This is a genomic window from Bradyrhizobium sp. 199 (assembly GCF_023073355.1).
Classification (GTDB): Bacteria; Pseudomonadota; Alphaproteobacteria; order Rhizobiales; family Xanthobacteraceae; genus Bradyrhizobium.
The window spans coordinates 328,037-353,910 of sequence record NZ_JADPJI010000005.1 but is presented as its reverse complement, the minus strand read 5'-3'; the positions used below and the strand labels follow the sequence as shown (position 1 = coordinate 353,910).

Sequence of the window (25,874 nt, the reverse complement as noted above, 5' to 3'; positions counted from 1 at the left end):
TGATGGGGCACAACGAGCGGGCAGCAGCGACGTTCCAAAATGGCTCGTAAAAGGCTTGCGCTGGAACAAGGCGGATGAGGCCGGGATCCGAAATCATGTCAGCACACGAGATGCGCGAGCCGGCGGGTTTCACGACTCCTATGCTTAACGCGCTTGCGATGTGAACCGCGTATGACAAAAGTAGCCGTCCAGCGCAGAACCTATTGTTGTCAAGGGCTGCACAAGCCGCTGTTTTTGCCTTAAATGAGCTTGATCATGCCTAGCGATCGGTGCCTGCTTTGGCCATCATCGCACCCGACTGGCCAATGTCTGGCCCGGTCGGTCTTGCCCCCCGCCGGGAGGATGAATGCACGGACTGCTGACCGCGCTGAAACGCGGCTTCACGAGATGGATCGGCTGGCGACGGCTCGGCATTGCCGCGAGCGTCTTCATCATCGCCTTCGCGATCACCACGCTGGTGCGGACCCTCAAGGGCATCGACACCGGGGTCATCCTGACCGCGTTGACCGAGATTCCCCGCGGGAGCATCGGGCTGGCGGCGATCTGCGTCTTCTTCGCGTTCTGTACGCTGACATTTTACGACTTTTTTGCGCTGCGAACGATCGGCAAGAAGCACGTGCCCTATCGCATTGCGGCGCTCTCCAGCTTCACGTCCTATTCGATCGGCCACAACATCGGCGCCACCGTCTTCACCGGCGGCGCGATCCGCTTCCGAATCTATTCGGATTACGGGCTGAATGCGATCGACGTCGCCAAGATCTGCTTCCTGTCGGGCCTGACCTTCTGGCTCGGTAACATCTTCGTGCTCTCGATCGGCCTGGCCATCCATCCGGATGCGGCGTCCTCGATGGATCAGCTGCCGTCGTCGATCAACCGGCTGATCGCGCTCGGGGGCCTTGCCGCGATCGGCGCGTATCTGGTCTGGCTCTGCATGGGCGAGAAGCGACGGGAGCTCGGCCAAAAGGGCTGGAAGGTGGTGCTGCCGTCGGCGCCGCTGACGCTGGTCCAGATCCTGATCGGCGTGGTCGATCTCGGCTTCTGCGCCCTGGCAATGTATCTGCTGATGCCTGCCAATCCACCGATCGACTTCATGTCGCTTGCCGTGGTGTTCATCCTGGCGACGCTGATCGGCTTTGCAAGCCATGCGCCCGGCTCGATCGGCGTGTTCGATGCCGCCATGCTGGTGGCGCTGCCCCAATTCGGCCGCGAGGAGCTTCTGGCGACGCTGCTGGTGTTCCGCATCCTCTATTTCGTGATCCCGTTCGGCCTCGCCATCTCCATCATGGGCACGCGCGAGCTCTGGATGAACGTGGTCGCGCCGTGGCAGGAGCGACGACGGCTGGCCGAAGCCTGTGCCCAGGCTAATCTGCCCAAGCAGGTGGCCGCGATCGAGCGTGAACGGGCGCTGCGGCAGGCCGGCAAGCGGTAGGCGGATCCTCGAATCCGTAAGACCAAGGTTGCAGGCGGGGGAGCAATCCTCTCTTATTTCCGCCTCAACTTTGCCGTTGAACAGCGGGCCATGATCCCTCATCCCCTTCGTACTCTTTCCGCTGGCGCCCTCCTGCTTGCGGCAATTCTGGTCGTCTTGCCGCCCGAGCGCGCTGCCGCTCAGGATGCCGGCGCCCTGCAGATCACCTGGGAGGTGCGCAACCGCTTCCGGCTGTTCCGCGAGGAGCGCGACTTCCTGCTCCACGTCGAGAACGCGCGCAACCGCAACATCCTGGCCGCTGAACAATCGCTGGAGCTCCAGAGCGAAGGCCGCGGCTGGGCCCGCAACATGGTCAACCGCCTCTGCATCGACCTGCAGGGCCGGGTCAACCAGCCCTGCACCCGCGATAACACCAAGGAAAACTACCTCACCCCGATCGACCACCCCGTCACCGTGCGCCTTGTCGGCGCCGTGCCGGTCGGCGCCACTTGCGCCTGGTCGTTCGACGACGGCGACGGCCCGCAACAATCGACCTTCGACTGCGCCGAGCCGATCAACTTGCGTGTCCGCTACGGCAAGCAGACGGTCGCAACCGTCGACGTCTCCTCCGGCTCCGATCCGGGCCAGCGCGTCCAGACCGAGATCCAGGTCCGCGACATTTTCGTCGCCGGTCTCGGCGACAGCATCGCTTCAGGCGAAGGCAATCCGGACCGGCCGCTGGCGCTCTCGGACGAAGGCTTCTGCTTCCGCTCCTATCTCGGCACCGCCGGAGCACAGTACTACCGTCCGAGCCGCCACGGCTTCAGGGGCGGCCGCGCCTGCGAGGCGCCGGATACGCTCGCCAACTGGCAACGCTACAGCGCGCTCTGGTTCAACGCGCCCTGCCACCGCTCGCTGTACAGCTACCAGACACGCACCGCGCTGGCGCTCGCGGTGCGCTACACCCACATCGCGGTGACCTATCTGCCGCTTGCCTGCACCGGCGCCAGCATCGGCGACGGGCTGCTCGGCTCGCAGCGCGCCCGCGAATGCCCGCCCGGCAAGACCGGCGTATGCAACACCAGCGTGAACGCGCAGGTCGCCGAGCTGCGCGAGGCGCTGACCGCGGCGAAGAAACGCCAGCCCGACCGCACGCTTGACCTCGTGCTGCTCTCGGTTGGCGCCAACGACGTCTATTTCTCCGGTCTCGTCGCCGACGTGATCGTCGAGACCGCGACCGAGCGCACGCTGTTCCGCCGCTCCGGCGTGATGGCGAGCGTCGACGATTCCCGTGACGCGCTGGCGCGCGAGCTGCCGCAGAATTTCGTCAAGCTGCGTGAGGCACTGAAGCCGCTGGTCGGCGGCGACCTCTCGCACGTGGTCTATGTCTCCTACGCCAATCCCGCGCTCGCCGAGGGCGGCGTGCCCTGTCGCGGCGGCCGGGCCGGCTTCGACATTCATCCGTCCTTCAACGCCGATCCGCAGCGCCTTGCCCGCGTCTCGACCTTCGTTGACACCGAATTCCTGCCGCAGCTGAAGGGGCTCGCCACCTGCACGCGCGGTGCGCTGTGCCGCGATCCCGAAGCCGACCGCATGACCTTCGTCGATGCGCATCAGGCAGCGTTCGCCGATCACGGTTTTTGCGCCCATTCGGGCAATGATCCGGAATTCGACCGCGCCTGCTTTGCCGAGAACGGCCCGAGCTTCAATCCTGACATCGTGAGCGCAGCGAGCCAGCCGATGCTGTGCGGCCGCGGCGCCTCGGAATATCGCGCCTACCTGCCCCGCGGGCGCTGGATCCGCGACGCCAATGACAGCTATTTTGCCGCGATGACCTATCCGCAAGGATTGCCGGCGGCGAGCCAGCCGACCGACATCCACGACGCGACCTGGGGCGTGCTCTCCGCCGTCTATGGCGGCGCCGTGCATCCGAGCGCCGAGGGCCACGCCGCGATGGCAGATGCGGCGCTGCCGGCCGCAAGCGCCGTGCTTGGTCTGGATGCCGTGCCCCCGGGCGTGACGCGCGGATTCCTGCCGCAGCTGTTGCCGAGCGCAAGGCAGTAGGGCCGGCGCGAGCTTTCGCCACGCGTCATTGCAAGGAGCTCTTGCGACGAAGCAATCCAGAGTCCCTCCACGGAAAGATTCCTGGATTGCTTCGCTACGCTCGCAATGACGAGTTTGGCTAGCACCGTCCACACTCTCGGCGTCATCGCCCGGCTTGACCGGGCGATCCAGTAAGCCGCGGCAGCAGTGATTGAATCGAAAAGCCTCGGCGTGCTGGATTCCCCGCCTTCGGGGGGAATGACAGCAGAATGCGCGACGAGCAGGTTCGCGATCTCCGCGTAACGTTCCCCCCGACCTGCCGTTCCATCAATCCAAAAACGGCATCGATCGATACTGCCTTGAGCTTGGACACTTTGCCGCGTGCGCCTCTAGGACTCGTCTCGGGGAAACGGTTCGAGTTCTAAGGAGGCGCCTGATGAGCGCAGTGGTGTCCGCAACGGATGCGAGGAGGTCTCGCGTCAGGCTGCTCATCGTGACCATGTTGTTCCTGGTCACCACCGTCAATTATGCCGACCGCGCCACGCTGTCGATCGCAGGCCCGGCGCTCTCCAAGGAGCTGCATCTCGATCCCGTCGCCATGGGCTGGATCTTCTCGGCTTTCGGCTGGTCCTATGTCGTGGCGCAGGTGCCGGGCGGCTGGCTGCTGGACCGTTACGGCTCGCGCATCGTCTATGCCTTCAGCATCATCATCTGGTCGCTGTTCACGCTGATGCAGGGCTGGGTCGGCTTCCTCAGCGCCGGCGCGGCCATCGTCGTGCTGTTCGCGCTCCGCCTCCTGGTCGGCGTCGCGGAAGCGCCCTCCTTCCCCGCCAATGCCCGCATCGTCGCGGCCTGGTTTCCAAGCAGCGAGCGCGGCACCGCGTCGGCCTTCTTCAACTCGGGACAATATTTCGCCACCGTGATCTTCGCGCCGCTGATGGGCTGGATTGCGCACTCTTACGGCTGGCGCTTCGTGTTCTTCGTGATGGGCGCGCTCGGCATTGTCATGGGCTTCGTCTGGCTCAAGACCATCTATGGCCCGAAGGAGCATCCTTCGATCAACGACGCCGAGTTCGAGTACATTAGGGAAGGCGGCGCGCTGGTCGATCTCGACGCGCCCAAGGACGATCTGCCCCGCGCGCGTTCGCCCGAGGCCGGCTCCGGCTGGGACCACATCCGCCAGCTGCTCTCCAACCGCATGATGCTCGGTGTCTATCTCGGCCAGTACTGCATCAACACGCTGACCTATTTTTTCCTGACCTGGTTTCCGGTCTATCTGGTCAAGGAGCGCGGCCTGTCGATCCTGCAGGCCGGCTTCGTCGCGACGCTGCCAGCGCTGTGCGGCTTCATCGGCGGCGTGCTCGGCGGTGTCATCTCCGATGCCATCCTGCGCAAAACCGGCTCGCTGACCATGGCGCGCAAGATCCCGATCGTCGGCGGCATGCTGCTGTCGATGTCGATCATCGCCTGCAACTATGTCGACGGACAGGCGCTGGTGGTCGGCTTCATGGCGCTCGCCTTCTTCGGCAAGGGCATCGGTGCGCTCGGCTGGGCGGTGGTCTCCGACACCTCGCCAAAAGAAGCCGGCGGTGTCTCGGGCGGCCTGTTCAACACCTTCGGCAATCTTTCCTCGATCACCACCCCGATCGTGATCGGCTACATCCTGGCCGCGACCGGCTCCTTCAACGGCGCGCTGGTGTTCGTCGGCGCCAACGCGCTGGTGGCCGCATTCGCCTATCTCGTGATCGTGGGCAAGATCGAGCGGGTGACGCTCAAACGTTCCTCCTGAGGGCTCCCATGGGAGCTTGATCAGGCAACTTAACGGCGGCTTCACAGCCGCCGTCTTTGTTTCGGGGGTAATCGATGCTAGAAGTGCCGGGGAAACGCCTTATCCATCTAAGGCATGTATCGATGTTCGACCTCAACCAGCTCCGCTGTTTCGTCACGGTGGCGGAGGAATTGCATTTCGGCCGCGCCGCCGCGCGGCTGAACATGACCCAGCCGCCGCTGTCGCGGCAGATCCAGGTGCTCGAGCATATCATCGACGCGCCTCTGCTCGAACGCACCAGCCGCTCGGTCCGTCTCACCCCTGCGGGGCGCAGCTTCCTGCCGGAGGCGCGCCGCATCCTCAAGCTTGCCGAAAGCGCTTCGCAAGTCGCCCGCCGCATCGCGCTCGGCAAGACCGGCTCGCTGAAGATCGGCTTCACCGCGGCGGCCGCCTATGGCTTCCTGCCCGAGCTCGTCGCCGCGTGCCGCGCCAGGCTGCCCGAGGTCGACTTCTCGCTGAAGGAGATGGTGTCGGGCGACCAGTTCGAGGCGCTGACCTCGGGCCAGATCGACGCGGGCCTGCTCAGGCCGCCGATCGCGCGGCCCGAACTCGCCAGCCGCCGCGTCGTCGCCGAGCCCCTGCTCGCCGCGATCCCGAAGAAGCATCCGCTCGCGAATGCCGACAGCGTCACCATCAAGGATTTCGACGACCAGCCCTTCGTGATGTATTCGCCCTATGAGAGCCGCTACTTCCACGATCTCCTGGTGGCGCTGTTCACCCGCACCGACGTGCTGCCGCGCTACGTCCAGCATTTGAGCCAGATCCACTCGATCCTCGCCATGGTGCGCGCCGGCCTCGGTCTTGCCATCGTGCCGGCGGCGGCTGCGAGCCTGAAGATTTCCGACGTGCGCTTGCGCCCGCTGAAGCTGCGCACGCGCGTCCCGGTCGAGTTGTTCATGGTCTGGCGCCGCGACGACGAGAATCCACTGCTGTCGGCGCTGGTCAAAATCGCCGGTGAACTCGCTTCCGCGGAGCCATCGGATGATTGATGCTGATTTCGCATCGGTCGATATAGGCTTTGGCTTGGACCCGCATCGAACGGTCTCCTAAACCACGGCGCATGGACCCGCAGGCTTTGGCCCCGCGTCCTCCACAACACGCGATAAGGGAGCAGCGTCCGTGAGCAAGATGACCCCGCAGGAAATGGCCCGGAAGATCGGATCTGGCCTCCTGTCCTTTCCCGTCACGCCGTTTAAGGCTGACTACTCCTTCGACGAAGCGACCTACCGCTCCAACATGGACTGGCTGTGCGGCTACGACGTTGCCGGCCTGTTCGCCGCCGGCGGCACCGGCGAATTCTTCTCGCTGACGCCGACCGAGGTTCCGCAAGTCGTCAAGATCGCCGTCGACGAGACCAAGGGCCGCGTGCCCGTGCTCGCCGGCACCGGCTACGGCACCGCGATCGCCCGCGAGATCGCGATCGGCGCGGAAAAGGCCGGCGCCGACGGCCTGTTGCTGCTGCCGCCCTATCTCACCCATGCCGAGCAGGACGGCCTTGCCGCCCATGTCGAGGCGGTCTGCGCCTCGGTGAAGATCGGCGTCATCGTCTACAACCGCGACAACGCTATCCTCCAGCCCGACACGCTCGCCCGCCTTGCCGAGCGCTGCCCGAACCTCGTCGGCTACAAGGACGGCATCGGCGACATCGAGCTGATGACGCGCGTCTACACCAAGCTCGGCGACCGCCTGACCTATGTCGGCGGCCTGCCGACGGCCGAGACCTTCGCCCTGCCCTATCTCGACATGGGCGTGACGACCTATTCCTCCGCCGTGTTCAACTTCGTCCCGGAATTCGCGACCAATTTCTACACGGCCGTGCGCAAGCGCGACCACGCCACGATCCAGGCCGGGCTGAAGGATTTCATCCTGCCGCTGATCGCGATCCGCAACCGTAAGAAGGGCTATGCGGTCTCGATCATCAAGGCCGGCATGAAGATCATCGGCCGCGACTCAGGACCGGTCCGGCCGCCGCTGACCGATCTCACCGAGCAGGAGATCGCGGAAGTGACCGCGCTGGTGAAGAATCTGCCCGGCATCCGATCGTCACAACAGGCTGCAGAATAGGACGACACCAGCGAGGAGCATGCAATGGCCGAAACCAATATCTCCGGAGCACCTGTCATCACGGCGATGCAGGTGATCCCGGTCGCGGGCCGTGACAGCATGCTCCTCAACCTCAGCGGTGCGCACGCGCCGTTCTTCACCCGCAACATCGTCATCCTCACCGACAATGCCGGTCACACCGGACTCGGTGAGGTGCCGGGCGGACAGAAAATCTGGCAGACGCTCCAGGACGCCCGCGATCTCGTCATCGGCAAGACCGTCGGCGCGATGAACAACATCCTCGCCGACGTCCGCACCGCTTTCGCCGACCGCGATGCCGGCGGCCGCGGCAAACAGACGTTTGATCTCCGCGTCATGATCCACGCGGTGACGGCGATCGAATCTGCGTTGCTCGATTTGCTCGGCCAGCACCTCAACCTGCCGGTCGCGGCGCTGCTCGGCGAAGGCCTGCAGCGCAAGAGCGTGGAGACGCTCGGCTATCTCTTCTTCGTCGGCGACCGCCGCAAGAGCAGGCTGGACTATGTCGCGGGAGAGACCGGCAAGGCGGAATGGTTCAACCTGCGCCATCAGGAGGCGATGACGCCGGAGACCGTGGTGCGGCTGGCGGAAGCCACCCACGACCATTACGGCTTCGCCGATTTCAAGCTCAAGGGCGGCGTGCTGCGCGGCGAGCAGGAGATCGAGGCCGTCACCGCCATCGCAAAACGCTTCCCGAACGCGCGTGTGACGCTCGACCCCAATGGCGCCTGGTCGCTCGATGAGGCGATCGGCCTCTGCAAGGGCATGCACGGCATCCTCGCCTATGCCGAGGACCCCTGCGGCGCCGAGGCCGGCTTCTCGGGCCGCGAGATCATGGCCGAGTTCCGCCGCGCCACGGGGCTGCCGACCGCGACCAACATGATCGCGACCGACTGGCGCCAGCTCTCCCATGCGCTGCGCCTGGGCGCGGTGGACATTCCGCTGGCCGATCCCCATTTCTGGACCATGCAGGGCTCAGTACGCGTCGCCCAGACCTGCCGCGACAACGGCCTGACCTGGGGCTCGCACTCCAACAACCATTTCGACATTTCGCTGGCCATGTTCACCCATGTCGGCGCCGCCGCACCCGGCAAGGTCACCGCCATCGACACCCACTGGATCTGGCAGGACGGCCAGGCCCTGACCAAAGAGCCGCTCCAGATCAAGGGCGGCAAGATTGCCGTCCCCGACAGGCCGGGGCTGGGTATCGAAATCGACAGGGCCGCTATCGATGCGGCGCATGACCTCTACAAGCAGCATGGACTTGGCGCCCGTGATGACGCTATTGCCATGCAGGATTTGATCCCCGGCTGGACCTTCGACGACAAGCGTCCCTGCCTCGTACGGTAAAACACTCTGGAGGAAACGATGACTGCGATCCTGAAGAACTTCATCGGCGGCGAATGGGTCGACGGCTCCGGCGTCACCAGGAACATCAACCCCTCCAACACCAACGACGTCGTCGGCGAATACGCCAAGGCCGACAAGGCGCAGACCGAGAAGGCGATCGCCGCCGCCAAGGCCGCCTTCCCCGCCTGGGCGCAGTCGACGCCGCAGGCGCGCTATGACGCCCTGAACAAGATTTCGCTCGAGATCCTCGCCCGCAAGGAAGAGCTCGGCCGCCTGCTCGCGCGCGAGGAAGGCAAGACCCTGCCCGAGGGCGTCGGCGAGGTCGCCCGCGCCGGCCAGATCTTCGCGTTCTTCGCCGGCGAGGCGCTGCGCCTGATCGGCGAGAAGGGCGCCTCGGTGCGCCCCGGTCTCGACGTCGAGCTCACGCGCGAGCCGATGGGCGTCGTCGGCATGATCACGCCCTGGAATTTTCCAATCGCGATCCCGGCCTGGAAGATCGCCCCGGCGCTCTGCTACGGCAACACCGTGGTGTTCAAGCCGGCCGAGCTGGTGCCGGGCTCGGCGCATGCGCTGTCCGAGATCATCACCCGCTCCGGCATCCCCGCCGGCGTGTTCAATCTCGTGGTCGGCTCCGGCTCCGTTGTCGGCCAGACCCTGCTCGACCACCCGGACGTCGCCGCGATCTCCTTCACCGGCTCGGTGCAAACGGGGCGCAAGATCGCGCAGGCCTGCGTGCTCTCGAACCCGATGAAGAAGTTCCAGCTCGAGATGGGCGGCAAGAATCCGCTGGTCGTGCTCGACGACGCCGATCTCAAGACCGCGGTCGAGGTCGCCGTCAACGGGGCCTATTTCTCCACCGGCCAGCGCTGCACCGCCTCCTCGCGCCTGATCGTCACCGAAGGCATCCACGACCGCTTCGTCGCGGCGGTGGCCGAGCGGCTCAACAGCCTGTCGGTCGACGATGCGCTCAAGGCCGGCGTGCATATCGGCCCTGTCGTGGACCAGAGCCAGCTCGACCAGGACCTGCGCTACATCAAGATCGGTCAGGACGAGGGCGCCAAGCTCGCCTTCGGCGGCGAGCTGCTCAAGCGCGAGAGCCCCGGCCACTACCTCCAGCCGGCGCTGTTCACCGAAGCCAACAACAACATGCGCATCGCGCGTGAGGAAATCTTCGGACCGGTCGCCGCCGTCATTCGTGCGAAGAACTACGAGGAAGCGCTGGCAATCTCCAACGACACCGAGTTCGGCCTCGCCTCCGGCATCTGCACCTCCAGCCTGAAATACGCCTCGCACTACAAGCGCAACAGCGAGTCCGGCATGGTGATGGTGAATCTGCCGACCGCCGGCGTCGACTATCACGTGCCGTTCGGCGGCCGGAAGGGCTCGAGCTACGGCGCCCGCGAGCAGGGCTCGTATGCGCGCGAGTTCTATACGACGGTGAAGACGGCTTACACCTTTCCCGGCTAACGACGAGGATATCGTAGGGTGGGCAACGCGAAGCGTGCCCACCGCTTACGTTGGATGTGAAGCGCATGGTGGGCACGGCGCGTTGCGCCTCTGCCCACCCTATGGCTTCGGAGGCAAGTGCAGATGGACCAGGACGTCGCAGCGAAAGAGCAGCCCCGCTACATCAAGCTCAACGAGCGCGACAATGTCGCGATCGTGGTCAATGATTTCGGGCTTCCCGCCGGCTCCCGCTTTGCCTGCGGGCTGACGCTGCGCGCCTTCGTGCCGCAGGGCCACAAGACGGCGCTGGTCGATATCGCGGAAGGCGCGCCGATCATCCGCTATGGCGAAATCATCGGCTATGCGTTGTCGCCGATCCTGGCCGGCGAATGGGTGGACGAGGCGCGCATCCGCATGCCGGAGGCCCCTGACCTCGACGAGCTCGAAATCTCGACTGCCGTGCCGGCGCCGCTGCCGCCGCTCGAAGGCTTCACCTTCGAGGGCTATCGCAATCGGGACGGCTCGGTCGGCACGAAAAACATTTTGGGCATCTCCTCCTCCGTGCAATGCGTCAAGGGCACGATGGAATATGCGGTCAAGCGCATCCGCACCGAGCTGCTGCCGAAGTATCCCAACGTCGACGACGTGGTGCCGCTGACGCATGCCTATGGCTGCGGCGTCGCCATCAACGCGCCCGACGCAGTGGTGCCCATCCGCACGCTGCAGAACCTCGCGCTCAACCCCAATTTCGGCGGCGAGATTCTGGTCATCAGCCTCGGCTGTGAAAAGCTCGCGCCCGAGCGGCTGGTGCCGGAAGGCGTCAGCGATGCCATCGTGCGGATGCAGGACGAAACCTTCGACGGTTTTGGCGCGATCGTCGATACGATCATGACCCAGGCCGAAGCGCGCCTGAAGATCCTCAACAAACGCACCCGCGAGACCTGCCCGGCCTCCGATCTCGTCATCGGCCTGCAATGCGGCGGCAGCGACGCGTTCTCCGGCGTCACCGCCAATCCCGCCGTCGGCTTCGCCGCGGACCTGCTGGTGCGCGCCGGCGCCACCGTGATGTTCTCGGAAGTGACCGAGGTGCGCGACGCCATCCAACTGCTCACGCGGCGCGCAATCAACGAGGACGTCGGCCGCGCGCTGGTGCGCGAGATGGCCTGGTACGATTCTTATCTGGCCCGTGGCGGCGCCGACCGCAGCGCCAACACCACCCCCGGCAACAAGAAGGGCGGCCTCGCCAACATCGTCGAGAAGTCATTGGGCTCGATCGTCAAGTCCGGATCATCCGCCATCACCGGCGTGCTCTCGCCCGGCGAGAAGGCGACGCAGAAGGGCATGCTGTTCGCGGCAACGCCGGCGTCCGACTTCATCTGCGGCACGCTCCAGCTCGCCTCCGGCATGACGCTGCAGGTGTTCACTACTGGCCGTGGCACGCCTTATGGGCTTGCGGCCGCGCCCGTCATCAAGGTCGCGACCCGCAGCGAGCTCGCCCGACGCTGGAAGGACCTGATCGACTTCGACGCCGGCCGCATCGCCACCGGTGAGAAGACCATCGAGGAGACCGGCTGGGACCTGTTCCGCCTGATCCTCGACGTCGCCTCCGGCCGCACAAAACCGTGGTCGGATCGCTGGGGCATCCACAACGATCTCACGTTGTTCAATCCGGCACCGGTGACCTGAGGCTTGCGACGCCGCGAAACCGTCCGGAAACATTGGTGCGAAAAGCTTCTTCATCGGTTCGTCCTTTCGCATCACGCAACCACTATTGCGCCGACCGCCAATCGATTGTTCGCACACGAGCGAACCTGTGCCGGCATCGCCACGACCAGACCTCCGATTGACGTCTTCAACGGAGATTTTCCAATGCGTGTTCTCACCATGATCGCCGTCGCGAGCACCGTGATTGCGAGTTCGACCGGCGCCTTCGCTGGTGAGCTTCCCTCTTACGAAGTGACATCGTTTCCGATCTCGACGACGCAAGTGCAGGTGCTCGGCGGTGCCGGCGTCGAGGAGCAGTCGGCCGCACCCACCATGATCGTCGCCGGCATGCCCGCCTCGCCCGCGCAGCTGTCGGTGTTGGCGCCGCGCGTCCAGCGGCTCGCGAGCGCGATATCGGGAAGCGAAGCGCGCAAAGCGTCGTTCTGTCGTTCCGGGTTCGGCGGTCGGTGCCGACTGGAATGACATTCGCGCTTACGTCATGCTGCCCGGCATGAAGCAGCGCACGCGCGGATGGCCGTCGATATAGTGCTTCCATACCATGGTGCGGCCGATCTTGTTCGGCACGGTGATCACGGCGCCATCTGGCACTACGACCCACTCCTCGTCGCTGCGAACGCGGAAGCGGCCGCGATCGGACTCCCAATCAACGTCGGCAATGACGTAGCCGTCGGCGTCGGTGCAGCACTGACCGAATTCGCTGTGCAGGCTTTCGAACCAGGGTTTTAACGGCGAGTTGGCGTAGCGCCCGTCGTCGCGCGCCATCGCCGATGTCGCAAAAACTGCTGTCAGGCCCAGTGCAGTCAGGCCCAGCAATGGCGCCACACACAATCCTGCAAGTCGCATGTCGTCTCCGCGGGCCGAAGCGATCGCCGCTTGGGACAACGTGCACCGACCGCCCTCCGCGGCTCGGCGAAAGGCACGGAGGGCAGCGACTCATTCCCCCAGCAGCTCTGCGATAGCTATGCAAATCCAGCGCCAGCATGCATTCCGGGCAACTACTGGAGCGCGCCCGCGGCGCATTCGTCTTTCGGCCGATATGGCCGCCGACGACTTTCGCCCTTGCCCGCCTGCACGAGGAATGATGGCGATGCGCGGAGCTACCGCCGATCAGGCGGCACAGTGCGCGACGAACGCCTTTACTGCTTGGGCGCCGGCGCCATCATCCCGCCGCCGCTCTTCTTCGTCGTCGGTGCCGGCGGCTTGGTGGCCGCGGCCTGCGCGGGCAGATATTTTGCGACGATGGCGGGATCGACCTGGGCGATGTTGGCGTCAGGCAGTCGCGTCCAGGTCTCGTCCTTGCCGAGCAGCGAAAATCCGAGATAGCCGCGCAGCGTCAGGGTCTGGCCATCAGGACTGACCTTCATGTTGGCCTTCCAGATCTGGCCATCGCGCGGATTGAGCACGTTGCCGCCTTCGTACTTCATGCCTTCGCGCTTCATGTTGCGAACGAAGGAGATGCCGAGCACGGGCGCGTTCTTGCGGTCGTCGGTGCACTTGCTGCAGATCTCGTTCGGATCGTCGCCGGGTCGCGGGAAGGTCTTTGCGATCACGCCTTCGAAGATGCCGTTATGGTCGATGAAGAGGAACCATCCGACCGTCTTGCCGTCTTCGACCTTCTGCCAGAGGCCGGCCGCCGTCGGCTCGGCGGTCTGCGCCGCAGACGGTGTCACCGCCGCCAGCGACAATGCGAGCGCGAGGAAGGGGAGCAGCCGAAAGCTGGAAAAGAGAGTCCGCATTATCATCACCTTGCTGAGCCAATCACGTTGCCAAGCCACGACCGGAATGGCCGCAGACTACGGCGATTTCGCGAACGGTTCCAGCACCAGAAACATGGAGCATCGCGCGCCCCCTCGGACGTCGTTAGTTGACACCCAGCTTCTTTTGCAGGCTGGAGGACGAGGTCGTGTACTGGAACACGAGCCGCTTCTCCGGATAGACGTAGCGATGGGCTTTTTGCGACATCAGCGCGCCCTCGTGGAAGCCGCACAGGATCAGCTTGATCTTGCCGGGATAGGTGTTGATGTCGCCGATCGCGAAGATGCCTGGTACGTTGGTCTCGAACGCGGAGGTCTCGACCGGCACCAGATTGTTCTCCAGCGCAATGCCCCAGTTCGCGACCGGACCGAGCTTCATGGTCAGTCCGAAGAACGGCAGCAAGGTGTCGCAGGAAATGTCGCTCACACTGTTGTCGTTGCCCTTGATGGTGGCACCGGCGAGCTTGCCCTCGGCGCCGGAGAGAGCGGTGACCTGGCCGAGCCGCAGATCCATCCTGCCGGCGGCAACCAGCGCGCGCATCTGCTCGACGCTGTGGGGCGCGGCGCGAAACTCGTCGCGCCGGTGCAGCAGCGTGATACGCTTGGCGATTGGATGCAGATTGAGCGTCCAGTCGAGCGCGGAATCGCCGCCGCCGACAATCAGCACGTTCTTGTCGCGGAACGTTTCCATCTTGCGCACGGCGTAATGGACCGAAGTGCCTTCATAGGCCTCGATGCCCGGCACCGGCGGACGCTTGGGCTGAAACGAGCCGCCACCGGCCGCGATCACCAACACCTTGCATTCGAACACCTTGCCCGCATCCGTGGTGCAGCGAAACAGGGGATCGCCGATCTTCTCCACGGTCTCGATCATCTCGCCGAGATGGAAGACCGGATGGAACGGCTTGATCTGCTCCATCAGCGCGTCGGTGAGGCCCTGCCCCGAAACCTGCGGAATGCCGGGAATGTCGTAGATCGGCTTTTCCGGATAGAGCTCGGCGCATTGGCCGCCGACCTTGTCGAGGATGTCGACGAAATGCGCCTTCATGTCGAGAAGGCCGAGCTCGAAGGCGGCGAACAGACCGCAGGGGCCGGCGCCAATAATCAACACATCGGTTTTGATCGCGTCGCTCATGTCGTCTCTTTGTCTGTCGTTATCAGTTGGACGGCGCCTTGGGCAGAGGTGACCCTGCCTGTCTAGCCAACGGCAATGGATCAGGGAAGGCATAAAAGCGGGAGCGCCCCGCAGCCGCACCCTCTTGCCGGAGCAGGATAACTGGGCTGTAACGAGCAAGGATATGACGGAGATCAATCGGTGAACGCACCAAGTCGCCTCGATACGACGCCGCGCCTGGAGGACTTTCCCTACCGCCTCAGCGACAACGTCCGCTTCGGCGATCTCGATCCCAACCAGCACGTCAACAATGCGGTCTACGCCACCTATTTCGAGACCGGCCGTGTCACGCTGATGAAGCTTCCCCAGTACGGCCTGACCCCGCCGGGGCTTGCGTGGATCATGGTGCGGCTCGACATGCATTTCCGCGCCGAGCTGCACTGGCCGGGCACGATCGAGCTCGGCCTCGGCGTGGTGAAGCTGGGGCGAACCTCAGTGACGTTCGAGCAGGTGGTGTTCTCGAAAGAAAAGTGCATCGCCTCGGCGATGTCGGTCGGCGTCATGCTCGACGAGGCGACGCGGCGGCCTGCGCCGCTCAGCGCGGAGATCGTCGAGAAGCTCAGACCCTGGCACAAGCGCGGCATCGAGGTCGCGCCGCCGAGCAGTTAGTCTATTGAGGACGATCAGGCTTGGCGTTCCGGCGTCGTCACGACGAGACCGTCGAGCTCGTCGGAGACCTTGATCTGGCAGGACAGGCGCGAATTCGGGCGCACGTCGAAACCGAAATCGAGCATGTCCTCTTCCATCGGTGTCGGGCTGCCGACCTTCTCGCGCCAGGCTTCGTCGACATACACATGGCAGGTCGCGCAGGCGCAGGCGCCGCCGCATTCGGCCTCGACGCCGGGAATGCTGTTGCGGATCGCGGCTTCCATCACCGTTGCGCCGTTCTCGATTTCCACCGTGCGGGTTTCGCCCTTGTGGTCGACAAAGTGAATCTTGGCCATGTGTGCTCGTGCTGCCGCGGTGCTGGAATGAAGGAGGGTCCGGGCTGTCCTATAACGGGTCGATCAGCCGGGCGCCATAGGGTTTTGATGCGACGTGAATCCCGCTTTGCGGCAAGAAAATCCGTCAAAACAAGCGACTAGACTCCGGCTTGGCCGCTTGGCCTCAAGCCTTCAAGATCGCCTTGATGGCGGCGCGGGCTTCGGTCACGGCCTCCTTCAGCGCGGCGAAGGCGTGGCGCTGGTTGTGGCCGGTCTGAATCGCGGTCTCCAGGCTGGCTGCCGCATCGGCCACCGCAAAAGCGCCGATCCCGCGGGCGGAGCCCTTGAGCTTGTGGGCGAGTGCACCGGCCTCGGCCGGCAGCGTCGCCATCGCCGCCATCAGGCGGACCGCCTGCTCGGCGAACATGGCCAGCACTTCCTGTTCCAGCTCCGCGTCGCCGAGCGTCATCCGGGAGAGATGGTCGAGGTCGAGCGGACTGTCGATGGGCGCAAGCGGGGGCGAGGGCATCCAGTCCATCCGTTGCAGTTCAGGCGTCATGGCGCAGGCCCCGGCATCGCGCGACGGTTCCGCCGGTCCGGCGGCGAATTTCACCTCACCCAAGCATGGAAATGGTTACCGAAATGTTTGGGCCGTTTGACGCAGATCTGCCGGTTTATTGACGAAAAGTTGCCGCAATCGGTCACGGCCGGTGGAGAATTGCATTTATTGCTAAGGCGTTAGGGCGCGATCCTGTTAACGATGATTAAGAATGTCTTAATCGCGGGCATTTCATTCGCGACGCTCTGCCAATAGGATGTTGCAGAAATTGGCGGACAAGCCGTCCGGGTGGGGACGGCTCGGAGATCCGCGCAAGCGGCATGATCCGGTCTGTGGGCTTGCGTAGCGCGCAGGGCTCGCGGGGGGACGCGTACAAGTAACGAGGGCTCGGACTGAACATGGCGAACACTCCGAAAAAGGTCAAAGACCCCACAGAAGTTGCGCTTTCTGCGATCCAGGAAGCCCTCAACATCAGCGACACGGCTGCGGACACCAGCCGCAACGCCTCGATGCGCAACGAGACGGCGTCCTCGGTGGCGCCGCCGCCCCCGATCTTCGACGAGCCGAGCTTCGAGGCGCGCCCCGCCGCCAACCAGCGGGCCAACGTGTTCGACCCGATCGAGGAGCCGCGCACCTCGCGCCGCGCCGCCAATGACGACCGGGAAACCATCGGCCAGTTGCTCCAGGCGCTGCAGAAGGGCCGCCCCGCCCGCAGCGTCTATACCTTCGCCACCATTTTCGCCGGCGTCTGGCTTGCCGCCTGCGCCGCGCTGACGTTCGGCTTCCTGCCCTCGATCCAGGCCGCCATGGGCCAGAGCGGCGGCGTGCTCGTGATCGCCGGCCTGATCGCGATGTTCTTCGCGCCGATCATGCTGTTCTACTTCCTCGCCAGCCTCGTTTGGCGCGGCCAGGAAATGCGCATGATCGCGCAGGCGATGGCGCAGGTCGCGATCCGCTTCTCCGAGCCCGAGGGCTCGGCCTCCGATTCCATGGTCACCGTCGGCCAGGCCATCCGCCGCGAGGTCGCGGCGATGGGCGACGGCATCGAGCGCGCGATCGCACGCGCCGGTGAGCTCGAGACGCTGGTCGCTAACGAGGTCGCCGCGCTCGAACGCGCCTATTCCGACAACGAAGTGCGCATCCGCGCCCTGCTCCAGGACATCGCGCATCAGCGCGACAATCTGGTCGGCCAGGCCGAGCAGGTCCGCAGCGCCATCTCCGGCGTGCAGATCGATTTGCGCCACGACATTGCGCTGATCTCGGACGCAATCGCCTCGCGCGTCGACGAAGTCGCCAAGTCCATCACCGGTGCGCTCGAGGAGCGCGGCGCCCACATCACCAGCGCACTGAGCAATGCCGGCGACAACATGATCCTGGCGCTCGGCGAACGCGGCGGCGACCTGCTCGACCGTCTCGAGGAAGCCAGCAACGAGACCACGCGCGCCGTGCTCGACGCCAGCGAGCGTCTGACCACCAGCCTCAACTTCAAGACCGGCCACGTCCACGACGAGTTCGTCGACCTCGCCGACCGCGTTCACGAGATGCTGAACGAGCGCATCGACCGCATCACCGGCGAATTCGAGCAGCGCTCCGCCGCGATCGTCGACGGCATCTCCGAGCGCACCGAGCAGGTGCACGACAGCTTGAAGAATTCCTCGGACTCGCTGCTGCTCGAGCTCGAGCTGCGCTCCAACGATCTGTCCTCCAAGATCGACGACGCCGGCAACCGCCTCGCCGGCCAGATCTTGACCAGCGGCGACAAGGCGAGCGAGGCGCTCGACGCCACCGTCAACACGCTTGTCGCCAAGGTGGTCAGCCAGACCGAGACCGCGCACGACTCGCTGTCGCTGCAGATGAGCGCGTTCGACGAGCTGGTGCGGAACCAGGGTACCGAGCTGGTCGAGAAGTTCGCCCGCGACTCCGGTACGCTGGGCGCCCTGATCACGCGCCACATTTCCGAGTTCGACCGCACCGTGAAGACCTTCGGCGGCGAGATCGTCGAGCGCATGGGCCAGCGCACGCAGGACATCCATGAGTCGCTGAAGACCTATGTCGACAATTTCGACACCCGCTTCACCGCCAACGGCGGCGAGATCACGGCCGCGCTCGACCAGCGTTTGGTACAGTTCGAGACCACGATCGGCGAACGTGTCAGCAATCTCGACACCTCGCTGAACGGCAAGATCTCCAGCCTCGACTCGACGATCGAAGGCCACATCAAGACCTTCGACGAGCAGCTCGGCGGCCGCGTCACCGCGCTCGAACAGTCGTTCGACATCCGTGCGAAGTCCGTCACCGAGACCATTGACGAGCGCCTCAACACGCTCGCCTCGTCGCTGACCGACGGTGCCGCGCAGGCGATCCAGTCAGTCGACTCCCGCCTCACCCACCTCACGACGTCGCTGACCGGCGGCGCATCGCAGGCCATCGAAACCATCGATGCGCGCCTCACCCACCTCACGACCTCGCTGACCGATGGCGCAACCCAGACCATCCAGTCGATCGATACGAGGCTGACCCACCTCACGACGACGCTCACCGGCGGCGCCTCGCAGGCGCTCGAGTCCATCGACTCCCGCCTCACCTACCTCACCACCGCGGTGACGAACGGCGCATCGCAGGCCGTGCAGTCGATCGACACCCGCCTGACCCTCCTGACCTCGACGCTCACGGACGGCACCGCGCAGGCGATCGAGGCGGTCGACCGCCGCATCACCGGGGTCACCGAAGTCATCGACGGCCGCAGCACGCACCTGACCGACACGGTCACGGCGCGCTTCCAGGAGATCCATCAGGCCATCGAGACCAAGGTCGGCTCGGTCGCGAGCGACATCGACGTGCGTGTGGCGCAGTTCGAGGACCTGCTCGGCTCGCGCGTCGAGGCCGTCGCCGGCCGCATCGAAAGCAGCGGCCGCCAGGCCAGCGAGGACATGATGTCCCGCGCCGAGATGATCTCGACCGCGATCCGCTCGCATGTCGAGGACGCCGAGCGCTCGCTCACCAACCTCGTCGTCAACACCAGCGAGACGATCCAGACCGGTGCGCGCACCGCCCAGCAGTCGCTGATGACGGTCTCTTCCGACGTCAACGCCCAGCTCAAGATGACCTCCGCCGAGGTCGAGCGCGCGCTGACTGCGGTCGGCACCGGTTCGGCGAACTCGATCCTGAGCAGCGCCCGCGAGGCGCAGTCGACGCTGGTCGCAGCGTCGAGCGAAGCTTCCAGCCAGATCAAGGGGCTCGCGGCCGACGTCGAACGCACGTTGTCGGCGGCAGGCTCGGCCACCGCGGCCTCGATCCTGGCCGGCGCCCGCGAAGTCCAGACCACCCTCGTCACCGCGTCCTCGGATGCGGCCAACCACGTCAAGACGCTCACCGCCGACGTGCAGCGCTCGCTGTCGATGGCCGGCTCCACCACGGCGGAATCGATCACCGCCGGCGCCCGCGATGCGCAGAGCACGCTGATCGCGACCTCGACCGAGACCGCCAACCAGATCAAGGCGCTGTCCTCCGACGTGCAGCGTTCGCTCACGATGGCGGGCACCTCGACCGCCGAGATCCTCACCACCGGCGCGCGCGAAGCCCAGAACACCCTGGTTGCCGGATCCTCGGATGCGGCGGCCCAGGTCAAGTCGCTCACGGCCGATGTGCAGCGCTCGCTCACGATGGCGGGCACCTCGACCGCCGAAACCATCACCGCTGGCGCTCGCGAGGCGCAGAACATGCTGGTGACGGCGTCCTCCGAGGCGGCGAGCCAGGTCAAATCGCTCGCGGCCGAAGTGCATCGTTCGCTCTCGCAGGTCGGCCAGTCGACAGCGGAGACCATCACCACCAGCGCTCGCGACGCCCAGAGCACCCTGCTCACGGTTTCGGCCGAACAGACCAGCCAGGTCCGTTCGCTCGCCGCCGAGATGCAGCGCGCGCTGGCAACCGCCGGCGGCGCCACCATCGAGGCGCTCACCAGCGGCGTGCGCGAGGCCCAGGGATCGCTGATCTCCGCCTCGACCGACGCGGCGAGCCAGATCAAGTCGCTGACCACGGACATCGAGCGTACGCTGACCGCGGTCGGCGCCGACACCGCCTCGACCATCCTCAACAGCGCACGCGAGGCCCAGACCTCGCTGACCTCGACCTCGGCGGACGCCGCGAGCCAGATCCGCACGATCTCGACCGAGATCGAGCGCACGCTGAGCGCGGCCACCGCGAACGCGACCAACGACATCCAGACCAGCGCGCTCAACGCCCAGAACGCGCTGATCACGGCCTCGAATGAGGCGAGCTCGCGGGTCAAGTCGAGCTCGTCCGAAGTCGAGCGTTCGGTGCTCGCCGCCAGCTCCAGCTTCGGCCAGGCCATGACCGGCAAGACCGACGAGATCGTCACCTATGTGCAGCAGCAGGCGGACCGTCTGTCGAACATGATCGACGCCAAGCGCGGTGCGCTGGTCGATGCGATCGGCTCGAAGAGCAGCCAGCTCACGCTCGACATCGACCGCGTCACCTCGGACGCGCTGAAGTCGATCGAGACGCGCGGCCAGGCCTTCTCGCAGACCATGATGGGCAACGGCTCGGAAGTCGCCCGCACCATCAACGCTGCGAGCGAGATCGCCACCAGCGCGGTCGGCAAGTCGCTCAAGGACCTCGAGCAGGCCTCGCGTTCCGCGATCGACCAGTCGCGCCAGGTCTCGATCGCGGCCGTCACCGAGATGCAGGAGACCAGCAAGATCCTGCGCACCGACACGGTGGCGCTGTTCGAACGTCTGCGCGAAGGCAACATCCTGCTCCAGGAGGTGCTGACCGGTGCGCACGACAACCTCAACTCGCTCGAGCGGGCGCTGGTGACGCGCGTCGCCGACTTCGTCTCGGCGATGAACGACGTCACCTCGCGCAACGGCGCGGCGACGCAGAACCTGGAAGAGCAGCTCAACGTCTTCAACAGCAAGACCACGAAGGCGCTCCAGGATCTCGGCGAGCTGTCGACCCAGTTCGACGCGCACGGCAAGGCGCTGGTTGACGCCGCGCAGGTCGTCGAGCAGAGCAACAAGAACACCACCGCCTCGCTCGCCGAGCGCAAGGAGGCGCTGGAATCGCTCGTCACCACGATCGACCTGCGCACGGCCGATCTCGACCAGCGGCTGTCGCGCTTCACCGGCCTGCTCGATGAATCGCTGGCGGCGGCTGAAGAGCGCGCCCGCGACATCGCCCGTGTCGTCGCCGAAACCGCCGGCGCAGGCTCCGCCGCGATCACCCGCCAGTTCGAGGCGGTGCGCGCAGCGTCCGAGGAGGAGCATCGCCAGACCGTCGAGGCGATGCACGACATCTACCGCCAGACCACGGACGAGGCGGATGCGATGTTCAAGCAGTCGACCGAGAAGTTCACCAATCTGGTCTCCAGCATGAAGCAGATGGCCTTCGAGATGCACAACGAGCTCGAAGCCACCCGCAACGAGCTGCGCCGCGGCGTGCTCGAGATGCCGCAAGAGGCCGCCGAGAGCACGGCGCAGATGCGCAAGGTGATCGTCGACCAGATCGAGGCTCTGGCCGAGCTCAACCGCATCGTGGCCCAGCATGGCCGCGGCCTCGACGTCACCACGACGAGCCGTGCCAGCGTGCAGCGCCAGGAAGAGCCGGTGCTGGCAGCCGTCGGCGTCCGCGCCACCGAGACCCGGATGCGGGACACCGGCAGCGCCTCGACGCTGCCGCCGCCCGACCTCGGCATGCCGGCCGCACGCCGCACGGAAGCGCCGCCGGTCGCGCCTGCAGGCAACGACCAGGGCCGCGACGGCTGGCTGTCGGACCTGCTCAGCCGGACCGACGCCAATCAGGGCGCCCCGACCGGTCAGGCCTCCCGTGGCCGCGCCGCGCCCGCGCCGCAGCCGCAGGCGCCGCAGGCCAGCAGCAATCCGCTGGAGTCGCTGTCGCTCGACATCGGCCGGCTGATGGACCGCAACCTCGCCGCCGAGATGTGGGACCGCTACCAGCGCGGCGAGAACAAGGCCTTCACCAAGCGCCTCTATACGCCCGCCGGCCAGAAGGCCTTCGACGAGGTCGCCCGCAAGTACCGCGCCGACCGCAGCTTCAAGGGCACGGTCGACCGCTATGTCGCCGAGTTCGAGCGCCTGCTCGACGAAGTCGCCCGCGACGGCCGCGGCCCGCAGGAGCTGCGCAGCCACCTGACCTCGGAGACGGGTCTGGTCTACACGCTGCTCGCGCACGCGGCTGGACGGCTCGGGTAAGGCAGACTCGCGAATAGCGAGTTGCGAACAGCGAACGGAGCCCTCACGGGCTCCGTTTTTGTTTGGGCTCCTCGTTGCGAGGAGAATCGTAGACCGGGAGCGCAGCGGCACCGGGGGACAAGCAAGGAGTCTCCTATGACGCTTGCGCTCCATCCCGGCCACGAGGCTGTCGTGCCCCGGACGCAGCGCAGCGCTTCTTCAGCGGTGCGCTGCAGAACCGGGGCCCATCTCGCGGCATTGCTGCGTTGCTTCTAGGTCCCGGCTCTGCGCAGCAGCGTTTCACGCTGCAGCGCGTCCGGGACACGAGAGTGGCGCACACTCTCTCCACATCGTCATTGCGAGGAGCCCTTGCGACGAAGCAATCCAGGCTGCCCCTGCGGAGACAATCTGGATTGCTTCGCTGCGCTCGCAATGACGGAGGAGAAATTACCCGCTCCTACCGCCTGGGCGCTGCGGCCGGCTTCGGCGGCTCGGCCGGCGGCGGAGCGGCGGCCGGCGCGCTGCTGTTGCTGGCGCCGAACAGCACGCGGGTGGGGTTGCGGTCAAAGTTGTTCACGGCGCGGCTGATGTCACCGAGGGTACGACGGCCGTCGGCCATCAGCGCGCCGGAGCGCTTGTCGAAATCGTCGGCGAGCTCGCGGATCGACTTCACCGCCTGGAACAGCTCGCCGCCATCCTTGCCGCCGGCGAGCGTGTTGAGGCCGACCATGAGATTGTCGGCCTTGAGCATGACGCCATCGACCTTTGCCATCACGCCGTCGATCTTCTCGGAATTGCGGGCGAGCGAGTTGGTGAAGGTCTCCAGATTCTTCAGCGAATTCTTCACCGATTCCTGATTGTCGGCGACGATCTTGTTGATGTTCTGCAGCGTGCCGCGGATCGCCTCGGTGACGTCCTGGAGCTTGTTGGGGTCGGCGGTCAGGGTCGGGATGCCGTCCTGGTCGAGCGGCGCCGGAGCCGCCGCTTCGTCGCCCCCCTTGAGCGAAATCGCGGCGACGCCGGTGAGTCCCTGGAATTCGAGACCGACTAAGGTGTCCTTGCGGATCGGGGCGTTGTTCTCGATCATGGCGAGTGCGACAACCCGCCGCGGGTTGTCCAGCTTCACCGAGACCACCTCGCCCACCCTGATACCGTTGAAATTGACGCTGCCGCCATTGCGCAGGCCCGCCGCCGGGCCCTCGAACACGACGCGCAGGGGGCTGCGCTGCTTGGTGGTGTGCAGCGACTGAAACCACAGCACGAAGCCGATCGCCGCGGCGATGACGGCCAGCGTGAACGACCCGATCAAGACGTAGTTCGCCCGCGTTTCCATCAGGTGCTCCGGTTACTCATCCCAGCTTCTCACCCCATGACCGCGCGGGCGCGCTTGCCATGGAAATACTGCCTCAGCCAGGGATGCTGCGAGGCCTGCATGTCGGCGATCGACCCTGCCGCAATGATCTTACCGTTCCCTAAAACGGCGATGCGGTCGCATGCGGTGTAAAGGCTGTCGAGATCGTGGGTTACCATGAAAACGGTCAACCCCAAAGTGCGCTGGAGCGTCCGGACCAGCTCGTCGAAGTCGCCGGCGCCGATCGGGTCGAGACCCGAGGTCGGCTCGTCCAGGAATACGAGGTCCGGATCGAGCGAGAGCGCGCGCGCCAGCGCCACGCGCTTGATCATGCCGCCGGAGAGCTCGGACGGGAAGCGATCGGAGACCTCAGGCTTGAGGCCGACCATGGTGAGCTTGGCCATGGTGATCTCGTCCATCAGCCGCTGCGAAACGCGCAAATATTCGCGCATCGGAAACTGGATGTTCTGCCGCACCGTGAGCGAGGAGAACAGCGCGCCCTGCTGAAACAAGACGCCCCAGCGCCGCTCGACGTTGCGGCGCTGCGAGGTGTTGGAGGAATCCAGATCGACACCGAACACTTCGATGGAGCCTGCGACCTTCGGAACGAGGCCGATGATGGTGCGCGTCAGCACGGACTTGCCCGCGCCCGATGGGCCGACAAATCCCAAAATCTCGCCGCGCTTGACGTCAAGGTTGAGGCCGTCGAGCACGCGTGTGCTGCCGAACTGCACGGTGATGTCGCGAACGCGGATGATGGGATCTTGCATCTCGCCTGCCATCGTCACATCCCGATCGAGGCGAAGAAGATCGCGAACACGCCATCCATGACGATGACGAAGAAAATGCCCTTCACCACCGAGGCCGTGGTGTGCTGCCCGAGCGATTCCGCGCTGCCCTGCACGGCGAGCCCTTCGACGCAGGCGACGATGCCGATCACCGCGGCCATGACCGGCGCCTTGACGATGCCGACGATGAAATGGTCGATCGAGATGGCATCGCGCAGCCGCAGCAGGAAGGCCTCTGGCTCGACCCCGCCATAGAGCCAGGCCACGAGCCCGCCGCCATAGAGCGCGGCCATCGCGCCGAGGAATGCGAGGATCGGCAGCGCGAGCACGAGGGCCATCATGCGCGGCAGCACCAGAACCTCGATCGGATCGAACCCCATGGTGCGCAGCGCGTCGATCTCCTCGCGCATCTTCATCGAGCCGAGCTCGGCGGTGTAGGCGCTGCCCGAGCGTCCGGCGACCATGATCGCGACCAGGAGCACGCCGATCTCCCGCAGCACCAGCACGCCCAGCATGTCGACCACGAAGATGTCGGCGCCGAAGCGGCGGAAATGGAAGATGCCCTGCTGGGCGATGATGCAGCCGATCAGGAAGGTGATCAGCACGATGATCGGCACCGCACGCCAGCAGACCTGCTCCATGTGATGGACCGTCGAGGTCAGGCGAAGCGTGCGCGGGTGGATCAGGACACGAAACCACGCCGCGAGCACGGCACCGAGCATGTCGACGAGGCCCGCGATTGTTCCGCCGACGCCGGCCACGGTCCGGCCGATCTGCTCCAGCATGCCGGTGATGGTCACCGTGCCGCCCTCGACCACGGCCCCCGCCCTGACCCGCCGCACCTCGTCGACAAGGCTCGAATAATTGGCGGAGAGCCCCGCGATCTGCGCCTCGACGGGCCCTTTGGTCAGGCTGCGGCGCAGCCGCTCGATCAGCCATGCGCCGAAAGTGTCGAGCTTGGCGACCTCGGAGACGTCGATGAAGATGCTCTGGGGGCCGCCGGCGAGCTTCTCGGCGTCGGCCACCATCCGCTCCAGGACCGGTGCGAAGCTCGCGGTCCAGGTCCCAGTGGCGCAAAGTGCCAGCGCCTTGCCCTTGGCAATCCGTTCCAGCTTCGGATCGCTGTTCAAGATGTCCGCTCCCGTGCCGGGGCAGAGAAAATCAGAGAGTTGCGCACGCGCCCTTACCCGGAGAAGGTGTCCCCAATTGTTAGTTGCTAGAGGTAACTAGCAGG

At 65.5% G+C, this 25,874-nt stretch carries 19 protein-coding genes; 11 read left to right on the top strand and 8 right to left on the bottom strand.

Going from position 1 to position 25,874, the window contains the following annotated elements; genetic code table 11:
• Positions 1 to 346: 346 nt before the first annotated feature.
• From IVB28_RS09955 to IVB28_RS09915, 9 genes are all read left to right on the top strand, one after another.
• Positions 347 to 1,429: a YbhN family protein gene (locus IVB28_RS09955; RefSeq protein ID WP_247525892.1), complete on the top strand. Its 1,083-nt coding sequence runs from the start codon at positions 347 to 349 to the stop codon at positions 1,427 to 1,429.
• A gap of 90 nt (positions 1,430 to 1,519) precedes the next feature.
• The gene (locus IVB28_RS09950) at positions 1,520 to 3,472 is read left to right on the top strand and encodes a hypothetical protein (RefSeq protein WP_247525891.1); all 1,953 of its coding nucleotides are present in this window, start codon (positions 1,520 to 1,522) and stop codon (positions 3,470 to 3,472) included.
• A 415-nt stretch (positions 3,473 to 3,887) separates the two neighbouring features.
• Entirely contained in the window at positions 3,888 to 5,240 is a 1,353-nt protein-coding gene (locus IVB28_RS09945) for an MFS transporter (protein ID WP_247525890.1), read from the top strand.
• 122 nt (positions 5,241 to 5,362) lie between these two features.
• A complete protein-coding gene (locus IVB28_RS09940; RefSeq protein ID WP_247525889.1) occupies positions 5,363 to 6,268 on the top strand; it encodes a LysR substrate-binding domain-containing protein in 906 nt (301 codons plus the stop codon).
• 130 nt (positions 6,269 to 6,398) lie between these two features.
• Positions 6,399 to 7,343, top strand: a complete 945-nt coding sequence (kdgD, locus tag IVB28_RS09935) for a 5-dehydro-4-deoxyglucarate dehydratase (RefSeq protein WP_247525888.1) — start codon at positions 6,399 to 6,401, stop codon at positions 7,341 to 7,343.
• A gap of 24 nt (positions 7,344 to 7,367) precedes the next feature.
• Positions 7,368 to 8,711, top strand: coding sequence for a glucarate dehydratase (gene gudD, locus IVB28_RS09930; protein WP_247525887.1), 1,344 nt, complete (start codon positions 7,368 to 7,370; stop codon positions 8,709 to 8,711).
• Between the two features lie 18 nt (positions 8,712 to 8,729).
• Positions 8,730 to 10,178: an aldehyde dehydrogenase family protein gene (locus tag IVB28_RS09925; protein WP_247525886.1), complete on the top strand. Its 1,449-nt coding sequence runs from the start codon at positions 8,730 to 8,732 to the stop codon at positions 10,176 to 10,178.
• 123 nt (positions 10,179 to 10,301) lie between these two features.
• Entirely contained in the window at positions 10,302 to 11,843 is a 1,542-nt protein-coding gene (garD, locus tag IVB28_RS09920) for a galactarate dehydratase (RefSeq protein ID WP_247525885.1), read from the top strand.
• Between the two features lie 183 nt (positions 11,844 to 12,026).
• The gene (locus IVB28_RS09915; RefSeq protein WP_247525884.1) at positions 12,027 to 12,344 is read left to right on the top strand and encodes a hypothetical protein; all 318 of its coding nucleotides are present in this window, start codon (positions 12,027 to 12,029) and stop codon (positions 12,342 to 12,344) included.
• A 9-nt stretch (positions 12,345 to 12,353) separates the two neighbouring features.
• On the opposite strand, the gene IVB28_RS09910 is transcribed toward IVB28_RS09915, so the two are convergent.
• The 3 genes from IVB28_RS09910 to IVB28_RS09900 all read right to left on the bottom strand — a co-directional run bounded on the left by IVB28_RS09910 (position 12,354) and on the right by IVB28_RS09900 (position 14,771).
• On the bottom strand, positions 12,354 to 12,725 hold the full coding sequence (locus tag IVB28_RS09910) for a hypothetical protein (protein WP_247525883.1): 372 nt from the start codon (positions 12,723 to 12,725) through the stop codon (positions 12,354 to 12,356).
• A 293-nt stretch (positions 12,726 to 13,018) separates the two neighbouring features.
• The gene (locus IVB28_RS09905) at positions 13,019 to 13,618 is read right to left on the bottom strand and encodes a DUF2147 domain-containing protein (protein ID WP_247525882.1); all 600 of its coding nucleotides are present in this window, start codon (positions 13,616 to 13,618) and stop codon (positions 13,019 to 13,021) included.
• Between the two features lie 124 nt (positions 13,619 to 13,742).
• Positions 13,743 to 14,771: an NAD(P)/FAD-dependent oxidoreductase gene (locus IVB28_RS09900; RefSeq protein WP_247525881.1), complete on the bottom strand. Its 1,029-nt coding sequence runs from the start codon at positions 14,769 to 14,771 to the stop codon at positions 13,743 to 13,745.
• 180 nt (positions 14,772 to 14,951) lie between these two features.
• Between IVB28_RS09900 and IVB28_RS09895 the strand changes: the two genes are divergently transcribed.
• Positions 14,952 to 15,419 (top strand): thioesterase family protein, encoded by a 468-nt coding sequence (locus IVB28_RS09895; RefSeq protein ID WP_247525880.1) that lies wholly within the window; start codon positions 14,952 to 14,954, stop codon positions 15,417 to 15,419.
• Between the two features lie 14 nt (positions 15,420 to 15,433).
• Here the strand turns inward: IVB28_RS09895 and IVB28_RS09890 are convergent, their stop codons facing one another.
• Both IVB28_RS09890 and IVB28_RS09885 read right to left on the bottom strand, forming a co-directional pair.
• Complete coding sequence (locus IVB28_RS09890) at positions 15,434 to 15,754, bottom strand: 2Fe-2S iron-sulfur cluster-binding protein (protein ID WP_063203190.1); 321 nt, start codon at positions 15,752 to 15,754, stop codon at positions 15,434 to 15,436.
• A gap of 163 nt (positions 15,755 to 15,917) precedes the next feature.
• Positions 15,918 to 16,292: an Hpt domain-containing protein gene (locus IVB28_RS09885; protein WP_247525879.1), complete on the bottom strand. Its 375-nt coding sequence runs from the start codon at positions 16,290 to 16,292 to the stop codon at positions 15,918 to 15,920.
• Positions 16,293 to 16,690: 398 nt separating this feature from the next.
• Here IVB28_RS09885 and IVB28_RS09880 point away from each other — a divergent pair, with 398 nt between their 5' ends.
• Positions 16,691 to 22,522 (top strand): apolipoprotein A1/A4/E family protein, encoded by a 5,832-nt coding sequence (locus IVB28_RS09880; RefSeq protein ID WP_247525878.1) that lies wholly within the window; start codon positions 16,691 to 16,693, stop codon positions 22,520 to 22,522.
• A 436-nt stretch (positions 22,523 to 22,958) separates the two neighbouring features.
• Here the strand turns inward: IVB28_RS09880 and IVB28_RS09875 are convergent, their stop codons facing one another.
• Genes IVB28_RS09875 through IVB28_RS09865 form a run of 3 tightly spaced genes read right to left on the bottom strand, consistent with a single transcriptional unit; the run spans position 22,959 to position 25,770 of the window.
• Positions 22,959 to 23,834 carry an MlaD family protein gene (locus IVB28_RS09875; protein WP_247525877.1) on the bottom strand — a complete coding sequence of 292 codons (876 nt, stop codon included), beginning with the start codon at positions 23,832 to 23,834 and terminating at the stop codon, positions 22,959 to 22,961.
• A 29-nt stretch (positions 23,835 to 23,863) separates the two neighbouring features.
• On the bottom strand, positions 23,864 to 24,634 hold the full coding sequence (locus IVB28_RS09870) for an ABC transporter ATP-binding protein (RefSeq protein WP_247525876.1): 771 nt from the start codon (positions 24,632 to 24,634) through the stop codon (positions 23,864 to 23,866).
• 2 nt (positions 24,635 to 24,636) lie between these two features.
• Positions 24,637 to 25,770: an ABC transporter permease gene (locus tag IVB28_RS09865; RefSeq protein WP_247525875.1), complete on the bottom strand. Its 1,134-nt coding sequence runs from the start codon at positions 25,768 to 25,770 to the stop codon at positions 24,637 to 24,639.
• Between the last annotated feature and the right edge of the window lie 104 nt (positions 25,771 to 25,874).

Coding starts and splice junctions, on each gene's coding strand:
- IVB28_RS09955 (WP_247525892.1), top strand. CDS start 347: ATGCACGGACTGCTGACCGCGCTGAAACGCGGCTTCACGAGATGGATC.
- IVB28_RS09950 (WP_247525891.1), top strand. CDS start 1,520: ATGATCCCTCATCCCCTTCGTACTCTTTCCGCTGGCGCCCTCCTGCTT.
- IVB28_RS09945 (WP_247525890.1), top strand. CDS start 3,888: ATGAGCGCAGTGGTGTCCGCAACGGATGCGAGGAGGTCTCGCGTCAGG.
- IVB28_RS09940 (WP_247525889.1), top strand. CDS start 5,363: ATGTTCGACCTCAACCAGCTCCGCTGTTTCGTCACGGTGGCGGAGGAA.
- gudD (WP_247525887.1), top strand. CDS start 7,368: ATGGCCGAAACCAATATCTCCGGAGCACCTGTCATCACGGCGATGCAG.
- IVB28_RS09925 (WP_247525886.1), top strand. CDS start 8,730: ATGACTGCGATCCTGAAGAACTTCATCGGCGGCGAATGGGTCGACGGC.
- garD (WP_247525885.1), top strand. CDS start 10,302: ATGGACCAGGACGTCGCAGCGAAAGAGCAGCCCCGCTACATCAAGCTC.
- IVB28_RS09915 (WP_247525884.1), top strand. CDS start 12,027: ATGCGTGTTCTCACCATGATCGCCGTCGCGAGCACCGTGATTGCGAGT.
- IVB28_RS09910 (WP_247525883.1), bottom strand. CDS start 12,725: ATGCGACTTGCAGGATTGTGTGTGGCGCCATTGCTGGGCCTGACTGCA.
- IVB28_RS09905 (WP_247525882.1), bottom strand. CDS start 13,618: ATGCGGACTCTCTTTTCCAGCTTTCGGCTGCTCCCCTTCCTCGCGCTC.
- IVB28_RS09900 (WP_247525881.1), bottom strand. CDS start 14,771: ATGAGCGACGCGATCAAAACCGATGTGTTGATTATTGGCGCCGGCCCC.
- IVB28_RS09890 (WP_063203190.1), bottom strand. CDS start 15,754: ATGGCCAAGATTCACTTTGTCGACCACAAGGGCGAAACCCGCACGGTG.
- IVB28_RS09885 (WP_247525879.1), bottom strand. CDS start 16,292: ATGACGCCTGAACTGCAACGGATGGACTGGATGCCCTCGCCCCCGCTT.
- IVB28_RS09880 (WP_247525878.1), top strand. CDS start 16,691: ATGGCGAACACTCCGAAAAAGGTCAAAGACCCCACAGAAGTTGCGCTT.
- IVB28_RS09875 (WP_247525877.1), bottom strand. CDS start 23,834: ATGGAAACGCGGGCGAACTACGTCTTGATCGGGTCGTTCACGCTGGCC.
- IVB28_RS09870 (WP_247525876.1), bottom strand. CDS start 24,634: ATGGCAGGCGAGATGCAAGATCCCATCATCCGCGTTCGCGACATCACC.